The 12,039-nt window shown below is 41.9% G+C and carries 11 protein-coding genes; 4 read left to right on the forward strand and 7 right to left on the reverse strand.

What is annotated here, in order from left to right:
* The first annotated feature begins 298 nt into the window (after nt 1-298).
* Nucleotides 299-1,186 carry a protease HtpX gene (htpX, locus tag EAE93_RS07535; RefSeq protein ID WP_036805251.1) on the forward strand — a complete coding sequence of 296 codons (888 nt, stop codon included), beginning with the start codon at nt 299-301 and terminating at the stop codon, nt 1,184-1,186.
* Between the two features lie 80 nt (nt 1,187-1,266).
* Here htpX and EAE93_RS07540 read toward each other — a convergent pair whose 3' ends face one another.
* Together EAE93_RS07540 and EAE93_RS07545 are read right to left on the reverse strand one after the other, a co-directional pair.
* Nucleotides 1,267-2,658, reverse strand: coding sequence for an L-cystine transporter (locus tag EAE93_RS07540; protein ID WP_040150651.1), 1,392 nt, complete (start codon nt 2,656-2,658; stop codon nt 1,267-1,269).
* Between the two features lie 187 nt (nt 2,659-2,845).
* Nucleotides 2,846-3,394: a metal-dependent hydrolase gene (locus EAE93_RS07545; RefSeq protein WP_036782006.1), complete on the reverse strand. Its 549-nt coding sequence runs from the start codon at nt 3,392-3,394 to the stop codon at nt 2,846-2,848.
* A gap of 398 nt (nt 3,395-3,792) precedes the next feature.
* On the opposite strand from EAE93_RS07545, the gene EAE93_RS07550 reads away from it, so the two are divergent.
* Together EAE93_RS07550 and EAE93_RS07555 are read left to right on the forward strand one after the other, a co-directional pair.
* Complete coding sequence (locus EAE93_RS07550) at nt 3,793-4,962, forward strand: RNA-guided endonuclease InsQ/TnpB family protein (protein ID WP_214039423.1); 1,170 nt, start codon at nt 3,793-3,795, stop codon at nt 4,960-4,962.
* Nucleotides 4,963-5,087: 125 nt separating this feature from the next.
* Nucleotides 5,088-5,630 carry a YniB family protein gene (locus EAE93_RS07555; protein ID WP_214039424.1) on the forward strand — a complete coding sequence of 181 codons (543 nt, stop codon included), beginning with the start codon at nt 5,088-5,090 and terminating at the stop codon, nt 5,628-5,630.
* A gap of 56 nt (nt 5,631-5,686) precedes the next feature.
* Here the strand turns inward: EAE93_RS07555 and EAE93_RS07560 are convergent, their stop codons facing one another.
* The 5 genes from EAE93_RS07560 to EAE93_RS07580 all read right to left on the reverse strand — a co-directional run bounded on the left by EAE93_RS07560 (nt 5,687) and on the right by EAE93_RS07580 (nt 10,241).
* The gene (locus EAE93_RS07560) at nt 5,687-6,553 is read right to left on the reverse strand and encodes a fructosamine kinase family protein (RefSeq protein ID WP_046397549.1); all 867 of its coding nucleotides are present in this window, start codon (nt 6,551-6,553) and stop codon (nt 5,687-5,689) included.
* Between the two features lie 118 nt (nt 6,554-6,671).
* On the reverse strand, nt 6,672-7,559 hold the full coding sequence (locus tag EAE93_RS07565) for a metal ABC transporter permease (RefSeq protein ID WP_036775951.1): 888 nt from the start codon (nt 7,557-7,559) through the stop codon (nt 6,672-6,674).
* A complete protein-coding gene (locus tag EAE93_RS07570; RefSeq protein ID WP_036775950.1) occupies nt 7,556-8,431 on the reverse strand; it encodes a metal ABC transporter permease in 876 nt (291 codons plus the stop codon). The genes EAE93_RS07565 and EAE93_RS07570 overlap by 4 nt, the downstream gene beginning before the upstream one ends.
* Nucleotides 8,428-9,324 carry a manganese/iron ABC transporter ATP-binding protein gene (locus EAE93_RS07575; protein WP_036775949.1) on the reverse strand — a complete coding sequence of 299 codons (897 nt, stop codon included), beginning with the start codon at nt 9,322-9,324 and terminating at the stop codon, nt 8,428-8,430. Before EAE93_RS07575 ends, EAE93_RS07570 begins: the two co-directional genes overlap by 4 nt.
* Complete coding sequence (locus tag EAE93_RS07580; RefSeq protein WP_036805264.1) at nt 9,321-10,241, reverse strand: metal ABC transporter substrate-binding protein; 921 nt, start codon at nt 10,239-10,241, stop codon at nt 9,321-9,323. The genes EAE93_RS07575 and EAE93_RS07580 overlap by 4 nt, the downstream gene beginning before the upstream one ends.
* A 222-nt stretch (nt 10,242-10,463) precedes the next feature.
* Here EAE93_RS07580 and EAE93_RS07585 point away from each other — a divergent pair, with 222 nt between their 5' ends.
* Entirely contained in the window at nt 10,464-11,135 is a 672-nt protein-coding gene (locus EAE93_RS07585; protein WP_036805267.1) for a transglycosylase SLT domain-containing protein, read from the forward strand.
* The last annotated feature ends 904 nt before the right edge of the window (nt 11,136-12,039 follow it).

Raw genomic sequence — 12,039 nt, forward strand, 5'->3', positions numbered from 1 at the left:
ATGTTTTGAGTGAACGGTATATTGGGTTTTCAATAAAATAATATGAACAGCCTTTTTAAGGTGTTTTTTCTTTTCAGAAAAGATGAATTGTTTCACATTTTCTCAGCATTACTAGGGGTTGGAGTATTTTGTTTAACCAATTGGTGTTAGGCTAATGCGGGTTTTTTTATGATTTTGTAAAGTTGTGTTGATCTTATCGCTTAACAGGTTAAAAGCCTTGAATATAGTAAGAACAGCCTTATTTATAGAGTAGTTCTGAAAGTGCATTTATGATTATTAATAAAGGAAGCCGGTTTTTATGATGCGAATTGTTTTGTTCCTCCTCACTAACCTCGCTGTTATGTTGGTGTTCGGGATAATACTTTCTTTGACAGGAATTCAGAGGAGTAGTGTACAAGGTCTGATGATTATGGCTGGCCTGTTTGGTTTTGGGGGAGCATTTGTTTCCCTGTTGATGTCCAAATGGATGGCTTTGCGCTCTGTGGGTGGTCAGGTCATAGAACAGCCAGCAAATGAAGTTGAACATTGGTTAGTTGAAACTGTTCGTCGTCAAGCGGAACAGGTCAATATTGCCATGCCCCAGGTTGCGATTTATGCCGCGCCTGATATTAATGCATTCGCTACCGGAGCGCGTCGTAATGCTTCTCTGGTAGCTGTCAGCACCGGTCTATTGGACAACATGAGTAGGGCAGAAGCAGAAGCCGTTATTGCTCATGAGATTAGTCATATTGCTAATGGTGATATGGTGACGATGACCTTGTTGCAAGGGATAGTAAATACTTTCGTGATCTTTATTTCTCGTTTGTTGGCTCAGGCTGTATCAAGTTTCCTGTCTGGCAACAGTGATGAGGAAGAGAGTAACTCCTCTGGTAATCCGATTGTTTACATGGTTGTTTCAATGGTGCTGGAAATAGTATTTGGTATTCTGGCGAGCATTATCACAATGTGGTTCTCCCGTTACCGCGAGTTCCATGCAGATGCAGGTTCTGCCAAATTAGTCGGCCGTGAGAAAATGATTGCTGCTTTACAGCGTCTGAAAACCAGTTATGAACCGCAGGAAGAAGGCAGTATGATGGCGTTCTGTATTAATGGTAAATCAAAAACATTCAGTGAGCTGTTCATGTCTCACCCACCATTGGACAAACGTATTGAAGCGCTGCGTAGTGGACAATACCTGAATAAATAATCCTGAATAAAGTATTGTGAATAAAATAAAGAGCCGGGAAATCAAAACCCCGGCTTTTTTGCAGTTTTTGAAGTTCTAAATTATAGCTGACTTAATTCAACCTGTTCTTCCTGATCGAAGATAGTTTTATCAGTTTGTCCCATCAGTTGACTGGTAATAGTACCAGCAGTCATTGAGCCACTTACATTCAGCGCCGTACGGCCCATATCAATGAGAGGCTCAACAGAAATCAATAAAGCAATCAACGTCACAGGTAATCCCATTGCGGGTAAGACAATCAGTGCGGCAAATGTAGCACCGCCACCTACACCGGCAACACCAGCAGAGCTGATAGTGACAATGCCAACGAGTGTTGCAATCCACATCGGATCGAGAGGGTTTATACCTACTGTTGGAGCAACCATTGTTGCCAACATGGCGGGATAAATCCCGGCACAGCCATTCTGACCAATTGTTGCTCCGAAAGATGCTGAGAAACTGGCGATAGATTCTGGCACGCCAATACGGAGTGTCTGGGTTTCGACATTCAGTGGAATACTGGCCGCACTGGAACGGCTGGTGAATGCAAAAGTCAACACTGGCCAGGTTTTTTTGAAGAATCTAAGTGGATTGATGCCGATGAGAGAAAGCAGAAACCCATGAACAACAAATACGAGTGCTAATGCAATGTAAGATGCGATAACAAAGGTTCCCAGCTTTGCAATTTCATGGATATTAGAGTTGGCGACAACTTTGGTCATTAGAGCCATAACACCATACGGCGTTAGGCGCATAACCAGACGAACCAGCTTCATTACCCATGCTTGTATAGTATCAATAGCGACTAATATGCGCTCACCTCTTTCATGATCATCTTTCAGCATTTGCAGGGCTGCGATACCTAAGAAAGTTGCAAAAATGACAACGCTGATAACAGAGGTTGGATTAGCGCCGGTGAAATCTGCAAACGGATTTTTAGGAATAAAAGATAAAATCAATTGTGGTACAGATAAATCAGAGATTTTGCTGACATAGTTGTTTTCGATAGCAGATAGGCGCGTTGTTTCTTGGGGACCTTGAATCAGACCTTCAGCAGTCAGGCCGAACAGGTTGATAATTATGATACCGATAAGCGCTGCAATCATTGTAGTGAATAGCAACGCTCCAATGGTCAGAAAACTGATTTTTCCTAAAGAAGATGCTTTGTGTAATTTGGCAACTGCACTCAAAATAGAGGCAAATACCAGAGGCATAATGACCATTTGTAGAAGCTGTACGTAACCATTACCGACAATGTTGAACCATAATATGGATTCCTTCACTATGGTATTATCAGAGCCATAAACTAGTTGCAGTGCCAAGCCAAAAATAATGCCAATGGCAAGGCCCGCAAAAACCTTTTTCGACAAGTTCCATTGCCGTGAACTAGCTTTTGACAATAGCAAAAGCAGTGCTACGAAGACGAGCACATTCGAAATGAGTGGTAAATTCATCCCCAAACTCCAGAATTCAATTTAGTTGAGTCATAAGTTGTATCGAATCGTGTAAGTTTGCAAACGAACACATTACAACAAGCAGTTGGGGAATATAGTATCAGCTTAAATTATTCTCATTTATAACTATATAGAATTTGATATAACAAATGTGACTTTTAAGATTTATTTTTAGTCAATTAGAGTATTATAAATAGAGATCTTTGATGCGATTGATATAAAAAAGTATAGAGTATTCAATATCTTTTGGTAGAAAAATGGCAATGACAATTAAGAGAGCAGAAATAAACCTTTCTGCTTTCTTATTTCCTTGCTTGCCAAGCACCGGTAGACAGAAACGTATTTTGATTGGCCATAATAACGGCACACCCGCAGGTGTTAACATATCTGCAATCAGATGGCTTAAATAGCCAACAATCATGGCATGGAAAAAATCAGTTGGGATTAGCCACTCTTCTGGTATTTTTAGCCAAAATAAAGTGATTCCTAATATGAGAGCAAGTAAGCTGTGAGTAAATCCTCTATGACCACAGAGTTTGGCAACAGGAATGGAGATAAATCTGAATAATCTACCCAAAGTTGAATTGGGGTGATCGATATCGGGTAACAAGGCAGTAAGCAGCACCCCTGGTAGCATATGCAGCCAGTCTCCATTTGCTATCTCTGTTGTTATTTCTAGCTTGTGTGCCAGGATAATGCTGGCAACTGAAAACAAAAGATGCCCTTCTGCGGTCATAAATTCCTCTGACTAATAACTGTCTATCCATACAGTTGGCGAAGTATAGAGGGTTTTACGTGGGTAAGATAGAGGGTGAAAAGCAAAAATATCTTATTTAATAATATATAGCGTTAATATCTAATTAGATCTTTGTTTGACAGAATAAGATATAAGCACCGTGGCTGTTATGTGAACAATTGAGAAGCTGCCATCGATATCAAAAAATGGCCGCTTTTATTGGTAAATGAAAAGACATTTAGCAAAATCCGCCGTAAACCCTAGCCCAGTGCGGGCGGGAATATCAGGCGAAAAGCCCTTTGGGCTTTAGGTCTGGCTACTGCGACGTCTCCTGAATGAATGGATATCTGCCGGTAAAACAGGCTAAAATGAATGCACTTTATCAATGAGCGCTGAATATGTTAAGAGCGACCAAGGTCCGCATCTACCCCACACCCGAACAGGCCGAGTATCTTAACGGTCAGTTTGGGGCGGTCCGTTTTGCGTACAACAAGGCGCTGCACATCAAAAAGCATGCCTACAAACGTCACGGCGTGAATTTAAATCCGCGCAAAGACCTCAAACCGTTACTGGCGGTCGCGAAGCAATCCCGCCAGTATGCCTGGCTCAGGGCATATGATTCTATCGCGTTACAGCAGGCGGTGCTCAATCTGCATACCGCGTTTGATAATTTCTTCAATCCGAAGTTGCGCGCCCAATTTCCCACGTTCAAGCGTAAACAGGGCAAGCAATCCAGCTATCACTGTGTTGGGGTGAAAGTGCTGGAGGGCGCAGTGAAGATCCCGAAATTGTCACCGATAAAGGCCCGCATACACAGAAAAATTGAAGGGAAAGTGAAGAGCATTACGCTCTCTCGCACCGCCACGGGAAAATATTTCGCCGCTATCCTGTGTGACGACGGCAAAGAGGCGCCGGAAAAGCCGGGCGTTATCACCCGCGTGACCGGGTGTGATATGGGTTTGTCCCACTATCTTATCGTGTCGACCGGGGAGAAGGTCAATAACCCCCGTCACCTTATCAACGCCACCCGTAACCTGCGTCGTAAACAGAAATCACTGTCCCGCAAACAACAGGGCAGCGTTAACCGCGGCAAGGCCCGATTACGTCTGGCGGCCGTCCATGAGCGGGTAGTCCATGTCCGCGCCGATTTTCAACACAAACTCTCTCGGACAATGGTTGACGAAAACCAAGCGATCATTGTTGAGACACTGAAATCGGCCAACATGATGAAGAATCACCACCTTGCCCGCGCTATCGGGGATGCGGGCTGGCATGGCTTCATCAAGAAACTGGAATATAAAGCCGCAGCGGCGGGCGTCCATCTGGTCAAACTGGATCAGTGGTTCGCCAGTTCGAAAACCTGCCATTGCTGCGGTCACAAAATGCCGGAAATGCCGCTGAACAAGCGGATCTGGCCATGTCCTTGCTGTGGTGTCGAACATGATCGTGACATCAACGCAGCGATCAACATCCAGCGCAAGGGCATACAGGAATTACAGGCGGCGGGACTCGTCGTTTCTGCCCACGGAGGCCAGCGTAAATCCGTTGCATCAACGGTTGCGGCCTGAGAAGTGGGAAGCCTTGCCGTTTACGGCGGGGAGCAGTCACTTAACTAAATATAAAGTTAAATTTGGTGATTGATGGGCTATGATTAGCCAAAAATAAAATCTGCTGATTGCTATGAGGGGTATCGATGACTTACCAAAAAGCCGGATACATCGCTATTATTAAGCGAGTTTTAGGTTGGATGATTTTTATTCCGGCACTTTTATCGACCATTGTTTCTGTGATCAATCTTGCCTGGTTGCATGGTATTAAAGGTGATGGTATCAATGCTGTTTTGGGTGATTTGCTGAAAATGATGGCTGAAATGGTGCGTTTTAATACCCCATTTCTGGATTTCTTCTGGAAAAATTCTCCAACACCTGATCATCTGGCTGACTTTACCGGGTCAACACTTGGTTTCCTGATTATCTATTTTCTTATTTTTTTCGGCCTTGCTATGAATGCATCAGGTCAACGTATGTACAGGCAAGTGAAGTTTGTACGCGAAAATATTGAAGATCAGCTTATTATTGAAAAAGTTAAAGGCAATAATGGACTGACGAGAGAACAGATTGAATTAAAAATTAAATTTCCTCGTCATACACTGTTCAGTCAGATTTATATCTTATATATTTCACCGGTAATTATCGGTGCGATTTTTTATTTTCTATTGAAAATCTTAGGCTGGTAAACGCTCCGGTTGGCTATAGCTGCGGAATAAGGTTTTCGCAGCTTGATTACCACTGATTAGCTATTTTTAGTCAAAATATTATCAATAATATTTTGAACCGCAATAAGATTATCACCACCAAACAGATTACACCGGTTAAGCAAATAATAGAGCTGATACATAGGCTGTCGTTCGATAAAGTTGGCAGGGAGCGGCCATACGCTCTGATAGCCATCAAAAATTTGCATCGGTAAATCAGGGTATAACGGTAACATAGCGAAATCACATTCACGATCTCCCCAATAACAGGCTGGGTCGAAGGCAACGGCTTGATCATCTAACGAAGCACAATTAGCTGGCCAGAGATCGCCATGTAAGAGAGAGGGTTGTGGCTGATGGTGTTGAAGTTTGTTACTTATGGTTTGAACGATATTATCAATGTCGCCAAATATCATGTTTTTTTCTGCTGCGATTTGTAATTGCCAACCAATCCGCTTTTCCGCATAAAATTGGTGCCAACGTCGTTGCCAGCCATTGGGTTGTGGTGTCGTTGCCAGCATATTGTCAAAATCAAAACCGAATTGAGGTTGCTCACTCCATTGATGAAGTTTTGCCAGTTGTTGACCGAAGCAATAGGCACTGTGAGGGTCAAAAGATTTTAAAGGCAGAAATTCAAGCAAGAGAAAGCTATGGTCACGGGTGTTGCCAATACCATAAACAGTTGGAACACGGATAGTCTGGCTGCGTGCCAAGAGTTCAAGTTGTTCTGATTCTGCTTTGAAGACAGGGAGCATTTCCCGCAGGTTTGATTTGACAAAAATTTGTCGTTTTCCATGTGTGATTCGCCAAGCTTGGTGGATGTCCCCTCCGGCTAACTCAGTTTTATCGTGAATTTCAGCAACACCGAAATGTTCGTTTAACAAACGATTTATTGCTTGCCACATGGTTCACCTCTCTACGTCGTCAATTACTTTATGAACAATTATAGTCAGAGAAAATATATGATCAGGTAAAAAATATGATTAACAGGGTTATATCTCAAAACAGATATAACCCTTTTTGTTATTGGTTGGGTTCGTTAGAGATTTGTAGAGCAGCTTGATACGTTTTACGTTTAGATTTTGTTCTTACAAGTTTTATCTGATTGTAAGCCAGTGCTAGTGTAAAGAAGATAGCCTGAACAATAACAATGCATGGTCCCGTTGCGCCATCAATGTGGAAACTGATCAGAGTACCTAGGACACAGGAACTGACCGATGCAATGATAGCGACAATTAACATTCGGTCAAAACTGCGGCATAACATGAAAGCGATAATGCCTGGTGATATCAACATTGCAATAACCAAAATCATTCCCACTGCTTGCAGGGAAGCGACGATGGTCATGGACAGCAGGCAAAGCAAACCATAATGCAAAAGCTTAACAGGTAATCCCACAACGCGCGCTTGGTTCGGATCGAAGCAGTAAAGCATAAAGTCTTTGCGCTTTAGCAGTACCACCGCCATAGTGATGCCGGTAATCCATAATGTTTGGTTCAACTCATCTTTAGTAATCCCTAGTATATTTCCGAACAGAATATGAGTGAGATGTTGGTCGGTATCCATACGGGCAAAAAGAACTAAACCAAAGGCAAACATGCCTGAAAAGACAATTCCCATGACAGTATCTTCTTTTATCCGGCTATGTTCTTTCAGATATCCCGTTGCAACAGCACAAAAAATACCGGAAAGAAATGCGCCAATAGCCAGTGGTATACCGGCAGCGAAAGCCAGCACAATACCTGGTAATACAGCGTGAGAAATGGCGTCTCCCATTAACGACCAGCCTTTAAGAACCAGATAGCAAGAGAGCATTGCACATACCGCACCTGTTACAATCGCGGCGAATATCGCTCGTTGCATAAATGGAAACATAAACGGCTCAGTGAGTAACTGTATTAACTCATTCATGGTTGTGTCTCCTGAGCCAATGTCGAGGATTCTTTTTTGGCACGCATACGTGAAGCGAATAGTCCATGTTTTGGCGCAAAGAAGAATGCTAGCAAGAAAATAATGGTTTGCAGTGTGACAATGACACCACCAGTAGCGCCGTTAAGGAAGAAACTTAGGTAAGCGCCAAATGCACTGGTCAGAGAGCCAATAGCAACAGCAATGATCAGCAGGTGCTTAAAGCGGTCAGTTAATAAATAAGCTGTTGCGCCTGGAGTGACTACCATTGCAATCACTAGAATAGCGCCGACAGTTTGTAGAGCTGCGACAGTACAAGCACTCAACAAAGTAAAAAAAATGATTTTCATCCGCAAGGGAGATAAGCCGATAGAGCGTGCGTGCGTTTCATCAAAAAAGACAACGAGCAAATCTTTCCAGATAAACATGAGCACGATAAATGAAATTGCGATAATGATTTCAACCTGGAGAACATCTTCATCAGCGATGCCAAGGATATTGCCGAAAATAATGGTTTGTACGTTAACGGAAGTAGGATTGAGAGAAACGATTAATAAGCCGGCTGCAAAGAAAGTGGAAAAAATGAACCCGATCACCGCATCTTCGCGTAAACGAGTGATATGACGAACCAGAGTCATAGATAGCGCTGCCAGCATTCCGGTAAAAAAAGCACCACCTGCATAAGGGAGACCCAGTGCGTAAGCACCGGCGACGCCAGGTACAACTGAGTGAGAAAGAGCATCTCCCATCAATGACCAGCCTTTTAGCATCAGGTAGGAGGAAAGGAAAGCACAGACGGCACCGACGATAGCACTAACCCAGATGGCTTTTACCATGTAATTGTAGTGAAAAGGTTGCAGCAAAAGTTCTGTCATGATTGGCGCTTCTCCTTATGCTGACTCTGCCGCGGCGGAACATGGTGATCATGACCATAAAATACGGCTGCGCGTTCATCATCAGTAATAACCGTCAAGGAGCGTGGATCATCATCATCATGTAATTCCGGGCCGGATAGATTAATATGACGAAGCACTCCACCAAAAGTCATCTCTAAGTTTTTTTGGGTGAAAGTTGTTTCTGTTGGGCCGCTTGCCAGAACAGTCCGGTTGATTAAGATGACATGATCGCAGAATTCAGGCACGCTACCAAGGTTATGTGTGGAAACCAAAACCAGATGGCCCTCATCACGTAAATCACATAGTAGGTCAATGATGGCATTTTCTGTTTTTACATCAACACCAGTGAAAGGTTCATCCAGTAATAGAACTTTGCCTTCCTGAGCCAGAGCCCTTGCAAGAAAAACCCGTTTTTTCTGTCCGCCTGAGAGTTCGCCAATTTGCCGGTTGCGTAGGGCGGTTAAGCCGACACGTTCAAGGGCTTTATCAACCGCTTGGTGATCTTTTTTACTTGGGATTCTCAGGAATCCCATTTTCCCATAGCGGCCCATCATAACGACATCAGAAACCAATACGGGAAAGTTCCAGTCGACTTCTTCTGTCTGAGGGACATATGCAATAATATTTTTTTTCAAAGCATTTTTGACTGGCATATCACTCAGAGTTACTTTTCCCTGAGATGGGCTTACCAGCCCCATGATGGTCTTAAACAGTGTGGATTTACCACTACCGTTAATGCCCACCAATGCACAGATAGTTCCACCGGTGATAGAAAAACTTGCATCATAAATAGCTGTGTGACCGTTGTTATAAGTCACAGTAGCGTCATCGACGACTAAATGAGGACGTTCAAACAGCATATTGCTATTCATTGATTAAATCCTTTTGCGATTGTATCTACAGTTTTGTTCAGTAAATCAATATAAGTTGGTACTGGGCCGTCACTGCCGGAGAGTGAATCCACATAAAGAACGCCACCATAACGGGCATCTGTTTCTTTACTGACTTGTTTAGCGGGTTTATCTGAAATTGTACTTTCACTAAACACAACTGGGATTTTATTTGCTCTTACAGTATCGATAACATGACGAACTTGTTGTGGTGAACCCTGTTCTTCCGCATTAATTGGCCATAGATAAACTTCCTTGAATTGGTAATCTTTAGCCAAATAGCTAAAAGCCCCTTCGCTGGTGACTAACCAACGTTGATCCTGTGGAATCCGGGAAAGACGTTCTCGCAGTGGAGAATCTAGTTGGGCGATTTTTTCAGCGTAGGCTTTGGCGTTCCTATTATAAATTTCTGCATTTTCAGGATCGTATTTCACAAATGCTTGGCGGATATTCTCGATATAGACCAAAGCATTTGTGGGTGACATCCAGGCGTGAGGATTAGGGTTCCCGTTGTAAGGCCCTTCACGGATAGGGAGTGGTTCAATGCCGTCAGTAATGACAACGGCAGGTACATCTTTAAGGTTTTCAAAGAAGCGTTCAAACCAGCGCTCTAGATTTAGCCCATTCCAAAGGATCAAATCAGCATGTTGAGATTTTATAATATCTTTGGGGGTAGGTTGGTAATCATGGATTTCGGCGCCAGGTTTAGTAATTGATTCAACAATCGCCGCATCACCTGCTACGTTTTGTGCGATATCTTGAATGATAGTAAAGGTAGTGACGACTTTAAATTGTTTGGCGGCAGCTACCTGATGGCTAAATAAAATTGTGGATAAGAGAATTAACATAATTCCCAGAACAGGAGGGGAAAGTAAAAGCAGAGAAAGTTTTTTCTTCATCAATTCAAACCTTACTTGTTATAAGTATATATATGATAACGATTATCAATATCATCTAAGTAAAGTCAAGATTATAAAATTTGGGAACAGCGATTATTGCGATAGTCATTCCATATGAATATGAACACGAATACAGTGAAAAGTTAAGTAAAAATATTTTTAGATTGTAAACGAAATTGTATATGCTGCGCTTTAGTAAAATTTGATCCAGAGGATTATAGGGTGAAATTAAGACTGAGCTTTGTGGCACTGATCGTGCTGTTAGTCGGTTGCGCTGAGAGAAATGCTCAGCAAACAAATGCGGGTAAACAGTCCGGTCAGCAACGTATGCTTAGTGGCAATACTGCTAACGCAGCTAGAATTTCTTCTTTCCCGCCAACGCCCTTTGACACATTTATTCAACAGGCATCCAATCGATACGGCGTTGATGAAACGCTTATCAGAGCGATTATTCAAGTTGAATCCGGTTTCCGTCCTGATGCGATCAGTAAATCGAATGCAATTGGTCTTATGCAGATTAAAGCATCGACCGCAGGACGGGATGTGTATCGACAAAAAGGGCGTCTTGGTCAGCCGACAACTCGTGAGTTGAAAGATCCTAAAACCAATATCGATCTTGGCACTGCTTATATCAGTATTCTGAAAGAGCAACATCTGGCAGGTATTGATAACCCTGAGACCCTCTACTATGCCACTATTGTTGCCTACGTAAATGGTGCGGGTGCTCTTTTGCGTACTTTTAATGTGGATCGTCAGTTAGCCGTTAATAAAATAAACCGCATGACACCGGATGAGTTTTATCAATATGTTCAGGATAATCATCCAGCACCTCAGGCTCCACGCTATTTATGGAAGGTAAAAAAGGCTTATCGTTCGTTAGTAATGGCAGATTGAGTTGCTGATAAAAATGACGATTCCATTTACGACATCCTCGCATTGGTCGGGAGTTTACGGCGGTTTTTGCTAAATTTAACTGCGAAAGACTTGTTCTTAATTTGTAGTGGATTCTGGGAAATAAAATGATCCCTCCTTTGGTACTGATTGTGGAGGAGGGGACTTTAATATATGTGTTCACTGGTGTTTACAAGCTAAACGGTATAGGACCTCATTTCAATTTACATCATGCGATGGTAAATATTATCTGATATCCGATAATTCATATCTTATGTTTCTTATGAACAATACGGTATTCCATCAATGTTGATCTTAACTACATTATTATAAGATAATATATAGTTAGATTGATTTTAATTGGAAATTGTTTTCTTATGAAGTTAAAGATAATTAATTTTTACATTAATTGCATAAGATTATTATTATAAAATAATGATAAATGAAGTTAATTTTAGCCTAAACTTATGTTTTAAAGTGATTAAATATACAGATTTTCTTTGTGAATGTTTAATGAGTTGTATTTGATATGGCATTTTACCTGCTCCTTGTTTAAAGGGTGAGGCGTTATTTTTCAATAAATTATCGAAGTTTTCTCGTACTCATAATGGAATTAAGCATCAGCCCAAAAGTGCTTATCCAAAAAATAAGGATGAAATAGAACATATATTTACGTTTCATAAATGACCATTTCCCGGGTTTAGGAAAGTTATCATCACAGAATTGCTAATAAATAAGTTATTTACATCCAATTACAGAGAGAAAACATTGCTGAGTATTTTAGTTGATGTTTAACGTGCCCATTTTTATTCCGCTTGGGATAAGTGGGGCAAAAATAAAAAAACACTTGTGATGATTGCTAAGAATGATAGTTGCCAAATATCTAACAGATTTATTGAGGTAGTAG

Source organism: Photorhabdus akhurstii (assembly GCF_018448925.1).
Taxonomy (GTDB): domain Bacteria; phylum Pseudomonadota; class Gammaproteobacteria; order Enterobacterales; family Enterobacteriaceae; genus Photorhabdus; species Photorhabdus akhurstii.